19 protein-coding genes are annotated in these 17,210 nt (G+C 72.1%); 16 read left to right on the forward strand and 3 right to left on the reverse strand.

What is annotated here, in order from left to right; all coding sequences use genetic code 11:
* The first annotated feature begins 53 nt into the window (after positions 1–53).
* The 3 genes from ACWCHM_RS05980 (at position 54) to ACWCHM_RS05990 (ending at position 2,587) form a co-directional block, all read left to right on the forward strand.
* Positions 54–1,013 (forward strand): heme o synthase, encoded by a 960-nt coding sequence (locus tag ACWCHM_RS05980; RefSeq protein WP_454221691.1) that lies wholly within the window; start codon positions 54–56, stop codon positions 1,011–1,013.
* Between the two features lie 298 nt (positions 1,014–1,311).
* The gene (locus ACWCHM_RS05985) at positions 1,312–1,644 is read left to right on the forward strand and encodes a hypothetical protein (protein WP_204959142.1); all 333 of its coding nucleotides are present in this window, start codon (positions 1,312–1,314) and stop codon (positions 1,642–1,644) included.
* A 28-nt stretch (positions 1,645–1,672) separates the two neighbouring features.
* Positions 1,673–2,587 (forward strand): ATP-grasp domain-containing protein, encoded by a 915-nt coding sequence (locus ACWCHM_RS05990; RefSeq protein WP_454221692.1) that lies wholly within the window; start codon positions 1,673–1,675, stop codon positions 2,585–2,587.
* 114 nt (positions 2,588–2,701) lie between these two features.
* Here the strand turns inward: ACWCHM_RS05990 and ACWCHM_RS05995 are convergent, their stop codons facing one another.
* On the reverse strand, positions 2,702–3,685 hold the full coding sequence (locus tag ACWCHM_RS05995; protein ID WP_454221693.1) for a COX15/CtaA family protein: 984 nt from the start codon (positions 3,683–3,685) through the stop codon (positions 2,702–2,704).
* Between the two features lie 196 nt (positions 3,686–3,881).
* Between ACWCHM_RS05995 and ACWCHM_RS06000 the strand changes: the two genes are divergently transcribed.
* The 10 genes from ACWCHM_RS06000 (at position 3,882) to ACWCHM_RS06045 (ending at position 12,367) form a co-directional block, all read left to right on the forward strand.
* Positions 3,882–4,625, forward strand: coding sequence for a helix-turn-helix transcriptional regulator (locus tag ACWCHM_RS06000; RefSeq protein WP_454223026.1), 744 nt, complete (start codon positions 3,882–3,884; stop codon positions 4,623–4,625).
* Entirely contained in the window at positions 4,622–6,052 is a 1,431-nt protein-coding gene (gene sufB, locus ACWCHM_RS06005) for a Fe-S cluster assembly protein SufB (protein ID WP_454221694.1), read from the forward strand. The genes ACWCHM_RS06000 and sufB overlap by 4 nt, the downstream gene beginning before the upstream one ends.
* A 53-nt stretch (positions 6,053–6,105) precedes the next feature.
* A complete protein-coding gene (sufD, locus tag ACWCHM_RS06010) occupies positions 6,106–7,248 on the forward strand; it encodes a Fe-S cluster assembly protein SufD (protein ID WP_204959139.1) in 1,143 nt (380 codons plus the stop codon).
* A 1-nt stretch (position 7,249) separates the two neighbouring features.
* The gene (locus ACWCHM_RS06015) at positions 7,250–7,594 is read left to right on the forward strand and encodes a non-heme iron oxygenase ferredoxin subunit (protein ID WP_454221695.1); all 345 of its coding nucleotides are present in this window, start codon (positions 7,250–7,252) and stop codon (positions 7,592–7,594) included.
* Positions 7,594–8,367 (forward strand): Fe-S cluster assembly ATPase SufC, encoded by a 774-nt coding sequence (sufC, locus tag ACWCHM_RS06020; protein WP_088645041.1) that lies wholly within the window; start codon positions 7,594–7,596, stop codon positions 8,365–8,367. The genes ACWCHM_RS06015 and sufC overlap by 1 nt, the downstream gene beginning before the upstream one ends.
* A gap of 25 nt (positions 8,368–8,392) precedes the next feature.
* On the forward strand, positions 8,393–9,697 hold the full coding sequence (locus ACWCHM_RS06025; protein ID WP_204959137.1) for a cysteine desulfurase: 1,305 nt from the start codon (positions 8,393–8,395) through the stop codon (positions 9,695–9,697).
* The gene (gene sufU / locus ACWCHM_RS06030; RefSeq protein ID WP_204959136.1) at positions 9,697–10,173 is read left to right on the forward strand and encodes a Fe-S cluster assembly sulfur transfer protein SufU; all 477 of its coding nucleotides are present in this window, start codon (positions 9,697–9,699) and stop codon (positions 10,171–10,173) included. The genes ACWCHM_RS06025 and sufU overlap by 1 nt, the downstream gene beginning before the upstream one ends.
* Entirely contained in the window at positions 10,170–10,658 is a 489-nt protein-coding gene (locus ACWCHM_RS06035) for an iron-sulfur cluster assembly protein (RefSeq protein WP_454221696.1), read from the forward strand. The genes sufU and ACWCHM_RS06035 overlap by 4 nt, the downstream gene beginning before the upstream one ends.
* A gap of 295 nt (positions 10,659–10,953) precedes the next feature.
* Positions 10,954–11,628, forward strand: a complete 675-nt coding sequence (locus ACWCHM_RS06040) for a LysE family transporter (protein ID WP_454221697.1) — start codon at positions 10,954–10,956, stop codon at positions 11,626–11,628.
* 73 nt (positions 11,629–11,701) lie between these two features.
* Entirely contained in the window at positions 11,702–12,367 is a 666-nt protein-coding gene (locus ACWCHM_RS06045) for an acVLRF1 family peptidyl-tRNA hydrolase (RefSeq protein WP_454221698.1), read from the forward strand.
* Between the two features lie 158 nt (positions 12,368–12,525).
* Here ACWCHM_RS06045 and ypfJ read toward each other — a convergent pair whose 3' ends face one another.
* Complete coding sequence (ypfJ, locus tag ACWCHM_RS06050) at positions 12,526–13,443, reverse strand: KPN_02809 family neutral zinc metallopeptidase (RefSeq protein WP_281902965.1); 918 nt, start codon at positions 13,441–13,443, stop codon at positions 12,526–12,528.
* A 246-nt stretch (positions 13,444–13,689) separates the two neighbouring features.
* Here ypfJ and ACWCHM_RS06055 point away from each other — a divergent pair, with 246 nt between their 5' ends.
* Positions 13,690–15,294: an ABC-F family ATP-binding cassette domain-containing protein gene (locus tag ACWCHM_RS06055; protein WP_204959133.1), complete on the forward strand. Its 1,605-nt coding sequence runs from the start codon at positions 13,690–13,692 to the stop codon at positions 15,292–15,294.
* Positions 15,295–15,347: 53 nt separating this feature from the next.
* Here the strand turns inward: ACWCHM_RS06055 and ACWCHM_RS06060 are convergent, their stop codons facing one another.
* Positions 15,348–15,950 (reverse strand): cadmium resistance transporter, encoded by a 603-nt coding sequence (locus tag ACWCHM_RS06060; protein ID WP_454221699.1) that lies wholly within the window; start codon positions 15,948–15,950, stop codon positions 15,348–15,350.
* A 203-nt stretch (positions 15,951–16,153) separates the two neighbouring features.
* Between ACWCHM_RS06060 and ACWCHM_RS06065 the strand changes: the two genes are divergently transcribed.
* Complete coding sequence (locus tag ACWCHM_RS06065) at positions 16,154–16,381, forward strand: helix-turn-helix domain-containing protein (RefSeq protein WP_007072022.1); 228 nt, start codon at positions 16,154–16,156, stop codon at positions 16,379–16,381.
* A gap of 43 nt (positions 16,382–16,424) precedes the next feature.
* Positions 16,425–17,192: an enoyl-CoA hydratase/isomerase family protein gene (locus tag ACWCHM_RS06070; protein ID WP_145920847.1), complete on the forward strand. Its 768-nt coding sequence runs from the start codon at positions 16,425–16,427 to the stop codon at positions 17,190–17,192.
* The last annotated feature ends 18 nt before the right edge of the window (positions 17,193–17,210 follow it).

Consider the following 17,210-nt stretch of genomic DNA (forward strand, 5'->3'; position numbering starts at 1 on the left):
GACGGGGTCCCGCCGAACCGACTTCCCCTGCCGACGCCGGAAGGTGGCAATCCGTGAGCATGATCACCGAGCGCCCCGTCAGCAACCCTGCCGGGCAGCCGCCGGTGCGCACGGTGGACGGGCGGCCGACTGCCCGTCGGCGGGACGTCCGGGCGGTGGTGTCGGCGTACGTGACCCTCACCAAGCCGCGCATCGTGGAGCTGCTGCTGGTGACCACGGTGCCGGCGATGATGCTTGCCGACGGCGGCCTGCCGTCGCTGTGGCTGATGGCCGTGGTGCTGGTCGGCGGTTCCCTGGCCGCCGGTGCGGCGAGCGTGCTGAACTGCTACATCGACCGGGACATCGACCAGTTGATGCGGCGCACCAAGCGGCGTCCGCTGCCGGCGCACACCGTGTCGCCCCGCAGCGCCCTGGTCTTCGGGCTGGTGCTGGCGGCGGTGTCGCTCGCGCTGATGGCGACGTTCACCAACCTGCTGGCCACCGCGCTGACGCTGGCCGCGATCGTCTACTACGACCTGGTCTACACGCTCTGGCTCAAGCGCACCACGACGGCGAACACCTTCTGGGGCGGGGCCTGCGGGGCGGCGCCGGTGCTGATCGGCTGGGCGGCGGTGACCGGGTCGCTGGCCCCGGCGGCCTGGGTGCTGTTCGCGGTGGTCTTCTTCTGGCAGATGCCGCACTTCTACCCGTTGGCCATGAAATACAAGGACGACTATGCCCGCGCCGGCATCCCGATGCTGCCGGTGGTCGCCTCGCCCCGACGGGTCAACGCCGAGATCCTGATCTTCGCCTGGCTGACGGTGGCGACCTCGCTGGCGCTGTGGCCGCTGGGCATGAGCGCGGTCTACGGGGTGCCGACCGCCGTGGTGGGCGCGGTCTTCCTGGTCGAGGCGCACAAGCTCTGCCGGCGGGTGACCCGGGGTGAGCCGGTCAAGCCGATGCGGCTGTTCCACTGGTCGACGACCTACCTGACCATCGTGTTCGTCGCGGTGGCCCTCGACGCCCTGCTCTGACCTCCGCCGCGCCCGCCGGGTGTCCCGGGGGCGGTGGGCGGGCCCAGTACGCCCGGCGGGCGGTCGCGACACGCCGGTCCGGTTCGGCCCCCTGTCCGGATGATGAGATTATTCCGGGTCCGATGAGTGCCGCAAGCTGGACACATCAGGTCGATCCCGCCTGGTCGTTATGCGTACCCTTATCCGGACATAGCCGGGCAATGCACATTGGGCTTCCGATAAACCCTCGGGTAATTGGTATCACAAATAGTTCATGATTCTCGCGCGCAGGTGCACAAGTCTGCTTAGGCTTCGCGTCATGGCAGAAGGTTCCGATACGACGATGACGGCCGAGCAGACCGCCGGAGCGGCCCCCACCGGGCTGGTCGCGGGGATCAGGTCCTTCGCGGCCTCCCACGGCGGCGCGAAGGCGGTCATCGAGTACGTCGGCAAGCGTGGTGCCCGGATCGTCCTGGTCGGCACCGACGGTGCGTGGGGCGACCAGTTCGCCGAGGACACCGTGACCGCCCGGGAGGCGTGCGCCCAGGCGGGAGTCACCGTCGAGAACGCCTGGGAGCGTGAGCTGATGGACCAGATGCGGCCGAGCAACGACCTGTGGCGGTCGATGGCCCGGCGCACGATGGCCCGCTGACCCGGATGGCCCTTCGACCGACGACACTGTGACCCACCACCAGCCGACCCGGGGGAGACCCCGGGTCGCTCTCGTCACCTGCTCCCGTTTCGCCGACCTCTACCCCGACGACCGGCTCGTGCTCGCCCCGCTGGCGGCCCGGGGCGTCACCGTCGAGGCGGCCGTCTGGGACGACCCCCGCGTCGACTGGGCCGGCTACGACCTGGTGGTGCTCCGCTCACCCTGGGACTACGCCCCGCGCCGCGACGAGTTCGTCGCCTGGGCCGCGTCGGTGCCGACCCTGGTCAACCCCGCCGACGTGGTGCGGTGGAACACCGACAAGCGCTACCTCGGGGAACTCGCCGCCGCCGGGGTGCCCACCGTGCCGACCTCCTGGGTCGTGCCGGGCGACGACTGGGCCCCGCCCCCGACCCCCGGCCGGTACGTGGTGAAGCCGACGGTCAGCGCCGGCAGCCTCGACACCGGCCGCTACGACCCCGCCGACCCCGCCCACCGGGACCTGGCCGTGGCGCACGTACGCCGGCTGACGGCCGCCGGCCGGACCGCCATGGTCCAGCCGTACCTGGACGCGGTGGACACCGCCGGGGAGACCGCCCTGCTCTTCGTGGCCGGCCCGGACGGCCTGACGTTCAGCCACGCCATCCGTAAGGGCGCCATGCTCGACGGCCCGGATCTGGGCGTCGAGGGGCTGTACCGGCCGGAGCGGATCGACGCGCGTACCCCCACCGGGGAGCAGTTGGCCGTCGCCGGGCGGGTGCTGGCCGAGGTCCCCGGTGGCGCGCGGCGGCTGCTCTACGCCCGGGTGGACCTGATCCCCGGCCCGGACGGCGCACCCGTGCTGATCGAGCTGGAGCTGACCGAGCCGTCACTGTTCCTCGGCCACGCCGACGGCGCCGCCGAGCGGCTGGCCGACGCGGTGCTGGTCCACCTCGCCCGCCGCTGACCGTCCGGCCCCGGGCCCGGCGCTCGCGCCGCCCCGGGGCCGGTGCGGTCGCTGAGCTGCCGCGCCGCCCCACCCGCACCGAGCAGCGGCCGGTCCCGGTCGGCCCGGTGACGCTCAGACGGTGGCCGGCACCCGCTGCTGCTCGGCCGGCGACGCCGGGTCGGCGGCGACCGGCCGGCGCTCCCGGGTCGACCAGAGCACCGCCAGGGTGGCCAGCAGCACCAGGCAGGAACCCAGCATGTGTGCGGCGACCAGCACGCCCGGCAGGTGGGTGAAGTACTGCACGAAGCCGATCAGGCCCTGCCCCAGCTCCACCGCGACCAGCACCAGCGCGGCGCGGGCCGGGCCGGCCGCGCCGACCGCCCGCAACGCCAGGACCAGCGCGACGGACAGGCCGATCAGCAGGAACACCCCGTCGGCGTGGACCTGGGAGATCGTCTCCGGGTCCAGCCCGTTGCGGGCCGCCCCGTGGTCACCGGCGTGCGGCCCGCTGCCGGTCACCCAGGTACCGACCACCAGCACCGCGACGCTGACGGCGGTGGTCAGCCGGGCGAGGGTACGCAGCGGTCCGGGCACCACCGGCACCGCCGGCCCGTCCGGGTCGACGATCCGCCGCCAGAGGGCGTACGCGGCGGCGATGACTGCCATCGAGGCGAGGAAGTGCAGCCCCACCACCCACGGGTTGAGGTCGGTCAGCACGGTGATCCCGCCGAGCACGGCCTGCGCGGGGATGCCGAGGAACACCGCCACCGCCAGCGGACGCAGCCCGGCGCGGCGGGGCCGGTGGGCCAGCACGGCCAGCAGGGTGGCCAGCGCGATCGCCCCGACGGCGAAGGTGAGCAGCCGGTTGCCGAACTCGATCACCCCGTGCACGCCCATCTCGGCCGTGGTGGTGTACGACGCGTCGGTGCACCGGGGCCAGGTCGGGCAGCCCAGCCCCGACGCGGTGAGCCGGACGGCCCCGCCGGTCACCACGATGGCCACGTTGGCCACGATCGAGGCGTACGCGAGGCGGCGCAGCAGGGTGGTCGAGACCGGGCGGCGATCGAGCAGGCGGGCCAGCGCGGCGGGGACCGGAAACCGGACGGATCGCTTCACGCCGCGAATCCTACGCACCGTAGTTGATCCCGATCGGGTGACTCCGCCACCCCGGTGGGCGGAATCACCGGGGTCGGGTTTGCGGGCCCCCGGCGAATTACGTAACGTTGGCGTTGTGAAAAACGCGGCGGCGCTCTCCGGGCATCCGCCGACGGCCACCCCGGCCGTCGGCGTCGGTGTGCGCTCCCGCCGTGCCGTGCTACGGGGTGCGGAGGCCGCGCGGCGTGCCACTCCCGCCCCGGCACCGGACGCCCCCACCGACCTGTCCACCCGTGACCGGGTGACCCGGCTCCTGCTGGAGCAGGGGGCGGCCACCGCCGGCCAGCTCGGCTCGGCGCTCGGTCTCAGCCCGGCCGCGATCCGCCGGCACCTCGACGCGATGCTCGCCGACGGCGACGTGGTCGCCCGGGAGCAGACCGTGCGGGGCAGCCGGGGGCGGGGTCGACCGGCGAAGGTCTTCCTGCTCACCGACGCGGCCCGGGGGCGTTGCGGCACCCACCACTACGACAACATGGCCACCGCCGCGCTGCGCTGGATCGCCCGCAACGGCGGCCCGGACGCGGTCGAGGCGTTCGCCGCCGACCAGGTCGCCGCGCTGGAGGCCCGCTGCCGGGCCGCCATGGAGGACGCCGGCGACGATCCGCTGGCCCGGTCCGAGGCTCTCGCCAGTGCGCTCACCGCCGAGGGCTACGCTGCCAACGCGTCGACGATCGCCTCGGGTGGGCAGCTCTGCCAGCACCACTGCCCGGTGGCGCACGTGGCCGCCGAGTTCCCCCAGCTGTGCGAGGCCGAGACGGCGGTCATCTCCCGTCTGGTCGGCACCCACGTGCAGCGTCTGGCCACCATCGCGCACGGCGACGGGGTGTGCACCACGCACATTCCGGCCCAGCCGCGCGCCCAGTCCGGTAACACCGTCACCACTGTGAGGACAGATAGATGACCGAGCAGATCGTCCAGCCCCTGACCCAGGAAGAGCAGCTCGCCGCCCTCGGTCGCTACGAGTACGGCTGGGCCGACCCCGACGTCGCCGGGGCCGCCGCCCAGCGCGGCCTCAGCGAGGCGGTGGTGCGGGACATCTCGGCCAAGAAGAACGAGCCGGCCTGGATGCTCGACCTGCGGCTCAAGGGTCTGCGGCTGTTCGGCCGCAAGCCGATGCCGTCCTGGGGCGCCGACCTCACCGGGATCGACTTCGACAACATCAAGTACTTCGTGCGTTCCACCGAGAAGCAGGCCACCAGCTGGGAGGACCTGCCGGAGGACATCAAGAACACCTACGACCGGCTGGGCATCCCGGAGGCCGAGAAGCAGCGGCTGGTCGCCGGGGTCGCGGCACAGTACGAGTCCGAGGTGGTCTACCACAAGATCCGCGAGGACCTGGAGGAGCAGGGTGTCCTCTTCCTGGACACCGACACCGCCCTCAAGGAGCACGAGGACGTCTTCAAGGAGTACTTCGGCACGGTGATCCCGGTCGGCGACAACAAGTTCGCCGCGCTGAACACCTCCGTGTGGTCGGGTGGGTCGTTCATCTACGTGCCGAAGGGCGTGCACGTGGAGATCCCGCTGCAGGCGTACTTCCGGATCAACACCGAGAACATGGGCCAGTTCGAGCGGACGCTGATCATCGTCGACGAGGGCGCGTACGTGCACTACGTCGAGGGCTGCACCGCGCCGCTCTACTCGTCCGACTCGCTGCACAGCGCGGTCGTCGAGATCATCGTCAAGAAGAACGCCCGCTGCCGCTACACGACCATCCAGAACTGGTCGAACAACGTCTACAACCTGGTCACCAAGCGGGCCGTCTGCCACGAGGGCGCCACCATGGAGTGGGTCGACGGCAACATCGGCTCCAAGGTGACCATGAAGTACCCGGCGGTCTACATGACCGGCGAGCACGCCAAGGGCGAGGTGCTCTCGGTGGCGATGGCCGGTGAGGGCCAGCACCAGGACGCCGGGGCCAAGATGGTGCACGCCGCGCCGCACACCAGCAGCACCATCGTGTCGAAGTCGATCGCCCGGGGCGGCGGCCGTACCTCGTACCGGGGGCTGGTGCAGGTGCTGGAGGGCTCGCACCACAGCCGCAGCACGGTCAAGTGCGACGCGCTGCTGGTCGACACCGTCTCCCGCTCGGACACCTACCCGTACGTCGACATCCGCGAGGACGACGTGTCGATGGGGCACGAGGCGACCGTCTCCAAGATCAGCGACGACCAGCTCTTCTACCTGATGAGCCGGGGGCTGAGCGAGGACGAGGCGATGGCGATGATCGTGCGCGGCTTCATCGAGCCGATCGCCAAGGAACTCCCGATGGAGTACGCCCTGGAGCTCAACCGCCTGATCGAACTCCAGATGGAGGGCGCGGTCGGCTGACGCCGCCCCCGCCCCACGACACCGTCGTCCCGGACAGACAGACCAAGGAAGAGATGACTATCCAGGCTTCCGCGCCGCCCAGCACCAAGTCGCAGGCGCTCCGCTCGTACGACGTCGCCGACTTCCCGGCCCTGACCGGCCTGGAGGAGGAGTGGCGCTTCACCCCGCTCAAGCGGCTGCGCGGGCTGACCGGCGGGGCGCAGGCCGCCACCGGCACGGTCCGCCACGAGTACGCCGACCTGCCGGCCGGCGTCACCGTCGGGCGGATCGGCCGGGACGACCCCCGGGTGGGCAGCGTGCTCACCCCGGTCGACCGGGTCAGCGCGCTGGCCTACGGCGGTGCCGGTGAGGCGCTGCTGGTCGAGGTCGCGGCCGAGGCCGTGCTCGACGCGCCGGTGAGCCTGCGGGTGGTCGGGGACGACGCCGCCGCGCTGGCCTTCGGGCACACGTTCGTCGACGTGGGCCGGTTCGCCGAGGTGGTGCTGGTGCTGGAGCACGTCGGCGCGACGACGCTCGCCGACAACGTCGAGGTGGCGGTGGCCGACGGGGCGAAGCTGACCCTGGTCACGGTGGCCGACTGGGCCGCCGACGCGGTGCAGGCGCAGCACCTGAAGGTCCGCCTCGGCCGCGACGCCAAGGTGTCGCACATCCAGGTCAGCCTGGGCGGGGATCTGGTCCGCCAGTCCACCACCGTCGAGTACACCGGCCGGGGTGGCGAGGCCGAGCTGTACGGCGTCTACTTCGCCGACGGCGGCCAGCACCTGGAGCACCGCCAGCTCGTCGACCACAACGTGCCGGACTGCCGCTCGTACGTCGGCTACCGGGGCGCGTTGCAGGGCGAGCAGGCGCACACCGTCTGGGTGGGCGACGTGCTGATCCGGGCCGAGGCGACCGGCACCGACACGTACGAGATCAACCGGAACCTGTTGCTCTCCGACGGCGCGCGGGCGGACTCCGTACCCAATCTGGAGATCGAGACCGGCGAGATCGCCGGCGCCGGCCACGCCAGCGCGACCGGCCGGTTCGACGACGAGCAGCTGTTCTACCTGATGGCCCGGGGCATCCCGGCGGACGAGGCGCGTCGCCTGGTGGTCCGGGGCTTCTTCGCCGAGGTGATCAACAAGATCCCGGTCGAGTCGCTGCGCGAGCGGCTGGGGGACGCCATCGAGGCCCGGCTCTCGAAGGCCGGGGCCTGACATGATCCGGATCTGCGCGACGGAGGACGTGCCGAAAGGCGCCGTGATCAGCGCCGACGTCGACGGCACCCCGATCGCCGTGGTGCACGGCACCGACGGCGGGTTCTACGCCGTCCACGACGAGTGCTCGCACGCCTCGGTCGCCCTCTCCGAGGGTGAGGTCGAGGGCTGCACGCTGGAGTGCTGGCTGCACGGTTCCCGGTTCGACCTGCGCACGGGCGAGCCCAGCGGGCTGCCCGCCACCGAACCCGTTCCCGTCTACGCCGTCGAGGTCCGCGACGGCGACATCTACCTTCCCGTGGGCGCCGACGGCCGCCCGACGCCGAGCAATGGAGTGACCCGATAATGAGCACCCTGGAGATCCGCGACCTGAAGGTGTCGGTCAAGCTGCCCGAGGGTGAGCTCAAGCCGATCCTGTCCGGTGTCGACCTGACCGTGCGGTCGGGGGAGACCCACGCGATCATGGGCCCGAACGGCTCCGGCAAGTCGACCCTGGCGTACTCGATCGCCGGTCACCCCAAGTACGAGATCACCGGTGGTTCGGTGACCCTCGACGGCGTCGACGTGCTGGAGATGACCGTCGACGAGCGGGCCCGCGCCGGCCTCTTCCTGGCCATGCAGTACCCGGTCGAGGTGCCCGGCGTCTCGGTGGCGAACTTCCTGCGGACCGCCAAGACCGCCATCGACGGCGCGGCCCCGAAGCTGCGCACCTGGGGCGGCGAGCTGCGCGGGGCGATGGAGAAGCTCCAGATGGACCCGGCGTTCGCCCAGCGCAACGTCAACGAGGGCTTCTCCGGCGGCGAGAAGAAGCGGCACGAGATCGTGCAGCTGGAGCTGCTCAAGCCCAAGATCGCCATCCTCGACGAGACCGACTCCGGCCTCGACGTGGACGCGCTGCGGGTGGTCAGCGAGGGGGTCAACCGGGTCCGCGACACCGGCGACACCGGCCTGCTGCTGATCACCCACTACACCCGCATCCTGCGCTACATCAAGCCCGACTTCGTGCACGTCTTCGTGGCCGGCCGGATCGTCGAGCAGGGCGGCCCGGAGCTGGCCGACAAGCTCGAGGACGAGGGCTACGAGCGGTACGTCGCCGGAGCCGGCGCGGCGCGGGCCTGAGCACACACGGACGGGGACCGCTGAGATGACCACCATCGCCATCCCGGACGGGATGCCGCAGTACGACGACGTGCCGCGCTTCGACGTGGCCGCGGTGCGGGCCGACTTCCCGATCCTCGACCGGCAGGTCAACGGGCACCGGCTGGTCTACCTCGACAGCGCCAACACCTCGCACAAGCCCCGGCAGGTGCTCGACGTGCTCGCCGGGCACTACGCGATGCACAACGCCAACGTGTCGCGCTCGGTGCACACCCTGGGCACCGAGGCGACCGAGGCGTACGAGGGGGCGCGGGCGAAGATCGCCGCGTTCGTCAACGCGCCGAGCGTCGACGAGGTGGTGTTCACCAAGAACTCCACCGAGGCGATCAACATCGTGGCGTACGCCTTCTCCAACGCCTCGCTGCGCGCGGACGCCGACGAGCGGTTCCGGCTCGGCCCCGGCGACGAGATCGTGATCTCCGAGATGGAGCACCACTCGAACATCGTCCCGTGGCAGTTGCTGGCCGAGCGGACCGGCGCGACGCTGCGCTGGTTCCCGGTCACCGACACCGGCCGGCTGGACGAGTCGGGGCTGGCGGACCTGGTCACCGAGCGGACGAAGATCGTCGCGCTGGTGCACACCTCCAACATCCTCGGCACGGTCAACGCCACCGCCAGGATCACCGAGCGGGTCCGCCAGGTGGGCGCGCTGCTGCTGCTCGACTGCTCGCAGTCGGTGCCGCACCAGCCGATCGACGTGGTCGACCTGGACGCCGACTTCATCGTCTTCACCGGGCACAAGATGTGCGGGCCGACCGGCATCGGCGTGCTGTGGGGCCGGGGCGAGCTGCTCGCCGCGATGCCCCCGGTCATGGGCGGCGGTTCGATGATCGAGACGGTGTCGATGGCCCGGTCCACGTTCGCCGCGCCGCCGGCCCGGTTCGAGGCGGGCACCCCGCCGATCGCCGAGGCGGTCGCGCTGGGCGCGGCGGTCGACTACCTCACCGGCGTCGGGATGCGGGCGATCCAGTGGCACGAGAAGGAGCTGACCGCGTACGCGCTGGACGCCCTCGCGACCGTGCCGGGTCTGCGGATCTTCGGCCCGACGGTGCCGGTCGGCCGGGGCGGCACCATCTCGTTCGCGCTCGGCGACGTGCACCCGCACGACGTCGGGCAGGTCCTCGACTCGCTCGGCGTGCAGGTGCGGGTGGGCCACCACTGCGCCAAGCCGGTCTGCACCCGGTTCGGGGTGCCGGCGATGACCCGGGCGTCGTTCTACCTGTACACCACCACGGAGGAGATCGACGCCCTGGTGGCGGGTCTCGAACAGGTGCGGAGGATCTTCGACTGATGCAGCTGGACCAGCTCTACCAGGAGATCATCCTGGATCACTACAAGCGCCCGCAGGGGCGTGGGCTGCGCGACGCCGACGACCCCGACGCCGAGGTGGGCGAGGCGCACCACGTCAACCCGACCTGCGGCGACGAGGTCACCGTACGGGTGGCCGCCGTCGACGACATCGTGGTCGACATCTCCTACGACGGGGTCGGCTGTTCGATCAGCCAGGCGTCGGCGAGCGTGCTGTACGACCGGCTCTCCGGCCGGTGCGCGGAGGAAATCGCCGCCGTGCACGCGGGATTCGTGGCGTTGATGTCCGGCCGTGGCCAGGTCACGCCGGACGAGGAACTACTCGGTGACGGGGTGGCGTTCGCGGGTGTCGCCCGCTACCCGGCCCGGGTCAAGTGCGCGCTGCTGCCGTGGATGGCGTTCAAGGACGCCGCGGCACGCGCGGGGGTGGGCGTGAGCCCGACGGAGGTGGAGGCATGAGCGAGAACACCGCTACCGCGGCGACGCCGGAGACCGGCGACGCCAGCACGACGACCGACGCGGTGACGCCGCCGGCCACCAACGGTGCCACCGGCCCGGCGGACACCGCCGCGACCCCGGTCGCCGACGGTCCGGTGGAGGCCACCGGGTCGGCCGGTGCCCGGGCGGCCGTCGCCGACATCGAGGAGGCGATGAAGGACGTCGTCGACCCCGAACTCGGCATCAACGTGGTCGACCTCGGCCTGGTGTACGGCGTGCACGTGGACGACCAGAACGTCGCCACCCTGGACATGACGCTGACCTCGGCGGCCTGCCCGCTCACCGACGTGATCGAGGACCAGGCCCGGCAGGCGTTGACCACCGGCCCCGGTGGGGGACTGGTCGACGACATCCGGATCAACTGGGTCTGGCTGCCGCCGTGGGGGCCGGACAAGATCACCGACGAGGGGCGGGACCAGCTCCGTTCCCTCGGCTTCAACGTCTGACCTCCGGTCCGACTCACGGGCGCGGCACCCACCGGGTGCCGCGCCCGTGTTCGGTCGGGGTGATCGACTCGCCGGGGCCGATGGTGGGGTATCCGGGCCCCGTCGACAGCGCTGTTTCGCCCAGGTGAGTTGATCAACCAGTGGCGGAGGTAATCCGGTGGCGGGGCGTCGGGCGCGGGGCCGATGATGGGCCGGTGATCGAGACGTACCCGGCGCAGGGGCCTGTCCGCGCGAGCGCCACCGCGCGTCGACAGCAGGCCCGTCCGGGGTGTGGCTCGGCCCGTCACCTGCCGTCATGACCACCGCCCTCCTCGCCGGGCTGGTTGCCGGCTACGGGGTCGCCGTCCCGGTCGGCGCGATCGCGGTGCTCATCCTCGGGCTCAGCGCCCGTACCTCGTTGCGGGTCGGCGCGGGTGCCGCGTTCGGCGTCGCCACCGCCGACGGGCTCTACGCCGCCGTGGCGGTGCTCGGCGGTGCGGCGGTGGCCGGCGTGGTGGCCCCGGTCGCCGGGCCGCTGCGGGTGGCGGCGGCGGTGGTGCTGCTGGCGCTCGCCGTCCACGGCGGCTGGCGGAGCTGGCGTTCCCGACCGCCGTCGAGCGGGCCGCGGCCGGGTCGTGTGGAATCGGGTCAGCCTGATCTGGCCGTCCGGGGCCGGGCGGGTCGGGGGATGGACACGCCGGGCCGCGCGTTCGCCGGGGTGCTGGCGTTGACCCTGCTCAACCCGGCTACGGTGGTCTACTTCGCGGCGCTGGTCCTCGGCCGTGCCGACGCGGCACGGGCGGCACCGGCAGCCGCCGCGCTGTTCGTCCTCGGGGTCTTCGTCGCGTCGGTGAGTTGGCAGTTGCTGATCGCCGGCAGCGGCACCCTGGTCGGCCGGATGCTGGTCGGCCCACGTGGTCGACTGGTGACCGGCCTGCTGTCCAGCCTGATCATCGCCGCCCTGGCGGTCTCCATGCTGGTCGTGCGGTGAGCCGCCCGCCGGGCGACCCTCCGTCGGGCGACCGCCCGCCGGGCGGTCGCCTGTCGTGCCGTACGGTCGGGTGATGAGCAGCCGACCCGCAGCCGGTGGCGGCCGGTGGATCGAGGTCGATCCGACCCGCGTCGCCCGCTGGGTGGAGGGTTTCGCCGACCGGCACGGCCCGCCCGTCGTCTCCCCGCAGGGGTACGGCCTGCTGCTCGCCGCCGCCGACGGGGCGACCGCCGAGCTGCACCTCCCACCGGGCGGCGGCACCGGGGCAGCGGCCCGTCAGGTCGACGACGTGCCGGGGTTCGTCGACGCCGCCGTCGCGCCCCGCCGGCTCGGGCTGCTGCTCGCCCGCAAGGGCGCGGTGGCGGTCGGGGTGGCGCTCGGCACCGACCTGCTGGTCTCCAAGGTGGACACCCGATACGTGCAGGGTCGTACCGCCGCCGGGGGCTGGTCGCAGCAGCGGTTCGCCAGGCGGCGGGACAACCAGGCCAGGGCGGCCCTGGGCGACGCGGCGGAACTGGCCGTACGGCTGCTGCTGCCGGAGGCGGCGACGCTGGCGGCGTTGGTCTGCGGCGGCGACCGGCGGGCCGTCGACACGGTCCTGGCCGACCGGCGGTTGGCCCCGCTCGCCGGGTTGCGGGCCGAGCGGTTGCTCGACGTGCCCGAACCCCGGCACGCGGTGCTGGTCGGCGCGATCGCCGCCGCCCGCGCGGTGCACGTCCTGGTCCGCGACCCGGCCTGATCCCGGCCCCCGGCCCCCCGCCCCCGCACCGGCCCACGTCCCGGCCGGCGCACGCCCCTGGGCCGGCCACACCCCGGCCCGCCCTCGCCCGGGAACGACGACGGCGGCCGGGGGGCGTTTAGCCCCGCCGACCGCCGTGACTTGCCGACCGGTACCGGTCAGAGGCTGCCGCCGAAGGTGTCGCAGGACTTCGGGTCACCTGTGGTGTAGCCCTTGGTGAACCACTGCTTGCGCTGCTCGGAGGAGCCGTGGGTGAACTCCTCCGGGTTGACCGGGCGGTTGGCCCGCTTGGAGATGGCGTCGTCGCCGATCTTCTCGGCGGTGTCGATCGCCTGCGCGATGTCCTGCTCGGTGATGCTCTTGAAGATCTTCTGGCCCTGCTCGTCGGCGGTGCCGGTGGCGTTCTTGGCCCACGCGCCCGCGTAGCAGTCGGCCTGGAGTTCCAGCTTGACCGAGAGCGCGTTGGCGCTGCCCGGGTCCCGCTGCTGCTGGCGGCGCATCTGCGCCTCGGTGCCGAGCAGGTCCTGTACGTGGTGGCCGTACTCGTGGGCCAGCACGTACGGCTGGGCGAACTCACCCTCCGCGCCGAGCTGGTCGGCGAGGGTCTGGTAGAAGGTCAGGTCGATGTAGACCAGGTCGTCGGCGGGGCAGTAGAACGGCCCGACGCCGGAGTCGGCCTGGCCGCAGCCGGTGTTGACACCCTGGCTGAAGAAGACCGTCTTGGATGGCTGGTACTGCTGGCCGAACCGCTCCGGCAGCGCGGTGCGCCAGTACGCCTGGATCGAGTTGACGTAGAGAGTGTTGCGGCAGTCCAGCTGCTTGAGCGCGTCGTCGGCGGAGCACTTCTGCTCCAGCGCCGTGTTGTCGCCCGTTTCGGACCCGCCACCGGTCATGGCGTTCAGCCCGAAACCGCCGCCCACCAGGGCCACCAGCACGGCGATGATGAGGCCGACGATGCCGCCGCGCCCGCCGCCGCCCGGGAGGGGTATCGGGATGCCCGCCCCGCCGCCCCCGCCGGACCCCCGCCGGTCGTCCACCTGGCCGGTGTCGACCTGCGCGTTCTCGTTCAGCTCCATGTTGACCCCGATCACCGATTCGTCACGTTTGAGGGTTGCGGTACCGGACCGGGTCCGGACGGTGTTTTCGGTACCCGATGATCTTGTGCGGTAATCCGGACGGTGTGCGTCGGGCCGCCCGGTACACTTGTCGGGTGCTGCGCTGCGAAGGCTGAACCGCCCCGCGCCGACGGGAACCACCGACCCGCCGGCGCTTTCGCGTGCCCTGAGTCAGCCCTTCCAGACCCCCGAGAGCGAGTACCGGAAATGATCAGTGTCACCGGCCTGGAACTACGCGCCGGCTCCCGGATCCTCCTGTCCGACACCACCCTGCGGGTGCAGCCCGGTGACCGGATCGGACTGGTCGGGCGCAACGGTGCCGGCAAGACCACGACCCTCAAGGTACTGGCCGGCGAGGGGCAGCCGTACGCCGGGCAGATCGACAGGCGCAGCGCCATCGGGTACCTGCCGCAGGACCCGCGTACGGGCGACCTGGAGGTCACCGGCCGGGACCGGGTGCTCTCCGCCCGGGGGCTGGACGTGCTGATGGCCCAGATGTCGGAGATCGAGCAGCGGCTCGCCGACGGCGCCGACGACAAACTGGTCCGCCGCTACGGCGCGCTGGAGGACCAGTTCGCCTCGCTGGGCGGGTACGCGGCCGAGGCCGAGGCCGCCCGGATCTGCGCCAACCTGGGGCTGCCCGACCGGGCCCTCGCCCAGACCATCGGCACCCTCTCCGGCGGTCAGCGCCGCCGCATCGAGCTGGCCCGCATCCTGTTCCGTGACGCGGGCGAGAACGGCGGCGGCATCCTGCTGCTCGACGAGCCCACCAACCACCTCGACGCCGACTCGATCACCTGGCTGCGCGGTTTCCTCGCCAACCACAAGGGCGGGCTGATCGTGATCTCCCACGACGGTTCGCTGTTGGAGTCGGTGGTCAACAAGGTCTGGTTCCTCGACGCCACCCGTTCCGTGGTCGACGTCTACAACCTGGGCTGGAAGGCGTACCTGGCGGCGCGGGAGACCGACGAGCGTCGCCGCCGCCGGGAGCGGGCCAACGCCGAGAAGAAGGCCGGCGCCCTGATGGCGCAGGCCGACAAGATGCGGGCCAAGGCCACCAAGACCGTCGCCGCGCAGAACATGGCCCGCCGGGCCGAGAAGCTGATCTCGGGCCTGGAGGAGGTACGCGTCTCCGACAGGGTGGCGAAGGTCCGGTTCCCCAACCCCGCGCCGTGCGGCAAGACCCCGCTGACCGCGACCGGCCTGTCCAAGTCGTACGGCTCGCTGGAGATCTTCGCCGACGTGAACGTCGCGGTGGACCGGGGTTCCCGGGTGGCCATCCTCGGGCTCAACGGCGCCGGCAAGACCACGCTGCTGCGGATGCTCGGTGGACTGCTCCCGCCGGACACCGGCGAGGTGCACGCCGGGCACGGCCTGCGGCTGGGCTACTACGCCCAGGAGCACGAGACGCTGGACGTGGAGCGCACGGTGCTGGAGAACATGCGGGCGGCGGCGATCGAGCAGTCCGACACCGACCTGCGCAAGATCCTCGGTGCCTTCCTGTTTTCCGGTGAGGACGTGAACAAGCCCGCCGGGGTGCTCTCCGGTGGCGAGAAGACCCGGCTCGCCCTGTCGACCCTGGTCTGCTCCGGCGCGAACGTGCTGCTGCTGGACGAGCCGACGAACAACCTGGATCCGGTCAGCCGGGAGCAGGTGCTCGACGCCATCGCCAACTATCCCGGCGCGATCGTGCTGGTCACCCACGACCCTGGTGCGGTGCTCGCGCTCAAGCCGGACCGGGCGATCCTGCTCCCCGACGGCGACGAGGACGCCTGGAGCGACGACCTCCTCGAACTGGTCGAACTGGCCTGACCCGACCCCGCCCACGACGACAGGTGTGGCCGGCGGGCGGGGCCGGCCGGTGGTCAGTGGGCGTCCGCGGCCAGCCGGCCGAGGACGCCCGAGCTGACCAGGATCACCAGGCCGATGCCCACGAAGATGACGGGGACCAGCCGGTGCCCGGCCCGGCCGACCAGGCGGACCACCCGGGGGTGCCCGCCGAGCAGCGCGGCAGCACCGCACCAGACGGCGACCAGGAGCGCGAAGACCAGCAGGTAGACCAGTCCGGTGGTCGGGTCGAGGGAGCGGAACACCGGGACATAGACGGCGATGTTGTCCGCGCCGTTGGCGACCGTCACCCCGGCGACCCCGAGCAGACCGCCGACCACGGCCGGCGGCGTGTCGTCGTCGGTGTGGGCCAGCAACGCACGGACCCCGAGCCCGATCGGCAGCAGCCCGAGCAGGCCGGTCCACGGGTCGGGCACCACCAGCAGGCCGGCGGCGACCACCAGGGCGGCCGCGACGAGGGCGGCAATGCCCAGGTACTGGCCGGTGACGATCTGCCATGGGCGGGGTCGTCCCGTACCGCGGGCGGTCACGAAGAGTACGGTCAGCACCACGATGTCGTCGAGGTTGGTGGCGCCGAAGACGGCCGCCGCCCCGCTTACGTCGCCCAGGAGCTCGGTCACGACTGGGAAGGGTACGGGCCGTTCACCAGGTCCGTCACGGCGTGCTAGCAGCCGCGGGCCGGGATGAGGGTCACTCTATCGGGTTGACGACACTGCATAGCGTGTCGGTTGGCGAAGAGTTGATATCTGGCGCATGATCGTTCGAGACGGTCTAATAGGTGGGACCGTATCGAACCGCACAGTCTGGGACGTGAGGAATCAGCATGGCAGCCACTGGCACAGCCACCAGCACTGAGAAGGGTCGCCGGATCGTCGGAGCCGAGCGTCAGACGCTCGCCAAGGACCTGGTAAAGCGGTACACCGGCGGGGAGAGCATCCGCGCGCTCGCCGCCTCGACCGGGCGATCCTACGGGTTCATCCACCGCGTGCTCACCGAGTCCGGTGTGCAGCTGCGACAGCGCGGCGGCGCCCGGCGTCGCAAGAAGGCGTGACCCGCCCACCAGCGTCGTCCGTCAGCACGCCCCGGGCGGTCCGGTGACCGCCGAGACGACCGGGGTGCTACTGCACTGTGACGGGCCGGTCGCGACGGTCACGTTGTGCCGGCCCGACGTGCTCAACGCCCAGACTCCGGCGATGTGGCGCGCGATGAGCGACTTCTCCCGGGACCTCCCCGGCGACGTGCGCGTCGTGGTGGTACGCGGCGAGGGGCGGTCGTTCTCCGCCGGCCTCGACCTGTCGGTGGCCGGTGCCCAGGGGCCTGGTTCCTTCGCCGAGCTGTCCACCCTGCCCGAGCAGGAGTGTGCCGACCGTATCGCCGGTTACCAGCAGGGCTTCACCTGGCTGCACCGCCCCGACGTGATCTCGGTGGCGGCTGTCCAGGGCCATGCCATCGGCGCGGGCTTCCAGCTCGCGCTCGCCTGCGACCTGCGGGTCCTCGCCGAGGACGCCAAGCTGTCGATGGCCGAGGTCACCCTCGGCCTGGTCCCCGACCTGGCCGGCACCAAGCGGCTGGTCGAGCTGGTCGGCTATGCCCGCGCCCTGGAGTTGTGCGCCACCGGCCGGCGGATGGACGCCGCCGAGGCCGACCGGATCGGCCTGGCCAACCTGGTGGTGCCGAACGCCGAGCTGGACGCGGCGGTCCGTGACCTCACGGCCGGCCTGCTCGCCGGCGACCGGGACGCGGTGGTGGAGATCAAGGCGCTGCTCGCCGGTGCCGCCGGCCGCTCCCACACCGAACAGCAGCGGGCCGAGCGTGAGGCGCAGACCCGCCGGCTGCGTGACCTCGCGGGCCGGGGTGAGTAGCCGGCCGGCGGTCGGTAA

The sequence above is a fragment of the Micromonospora sp. SCSIO 07396 genome, assembly GCF_053667945.1.

What these genes read in the sequence shown, in the direction of transcription:
- sufB (WP_454221694.1), top strand. Translation starts at nt 4,622, where the DNA reads ATGACCGAGCAGATCGTCCAGCCCCTGACCCAGGAAGAGCAGCTCGCC.
- ACWCHM_RS05985 (WP_204959142.1), top strand. Translation starts at nt 1,312, where the DNA reads ATGGCAGAAGGTTCCGATACGACGATGACGGCCGAGCAGACCGCCGGA.
- ACWCHM_RS06025 (WP_204959137.1), top strand. Translation starts at nt 8,393, where the DNA reads ATGACCACCATCGCCATCCCGGACGGGATGCCGCAGTACGACGACGTG.
- ACWCHM_RS06055 (WP_204959133.1), top strand. Translation starts at nt 13,690, where the DNA reads ATGATCAGTGTCACCGGCCTGGAACTACGCGCCGGCTCCCGGATCCTC.
- ypfJ (WP_281902965.1), bottom strand. Translation starts at nt 13,443, where the DNA reads ATGGAGCTGAACGAGAACGCGCAGGTCGACACCGGCCAGGTGGACGAC.
- ACWCHM_RS06045 (WP_454221698.1), top strand. Translation starts at nt 11,702, where the DNA reads ATGAGCAGCCGACCCGCAGCCGGTGGCGGCCGGTGGATCGAGGTCGAT.
- ACWCHM_RS06035 (WP_454221696.1), top strand. Translation starts at nt 10,170, where the DNA reads ATGAGCGAGAACACCGCTACCGCGGCGACGCCGGAGACCGGCGACGCC.
- ACWCHM_RS06065 (WP_007072022.1), top strand. Translation starts at nt 16,154, where the DNA reads ATGGCAGCCACTGGCACAGCCACCAGCACTGAGAAGGGTCGCCGGATC.
- sufD (WP_204959139.1), top strand. Translation starts at nt 6,106, where the DNA reads ATGACTATCCAGGCTTCCGCGCCGCCCAGCACCAAGTCGCAGGCGCTC.
- ACWCHM_RS06040 (WP_454221697.1), top strand. Translation starts at nt 10,954, where the DNA reads ATGACCACCGCCCTCCTCGCCGGGCTGGTTGCCGGCTACGGGGTCGCC.
- ACWCHM_RS06015 (WP_454221695.1), top strand. Translation starts at nt 7,250, where the DNA reads ATGATCCGGATCTGCGCGACGGAGGACGTGCCGAAAGGCGCCGTGATC.
- sufU (WP_204959136.1), top strand. Translation starts at nt 9,697, where the DNA reads ATGCAGCTGGACCAGCTCTACCAGGAGATCATCCTGGATCACTACAAG.
- sufC (WP_088645041.1), top strand. Translation starts at nt 7,594, where the DNA reads ATGAGCACCCTGGAGATCCGCGACCTGAAGGTGTCGGTCAAGCTGCCC.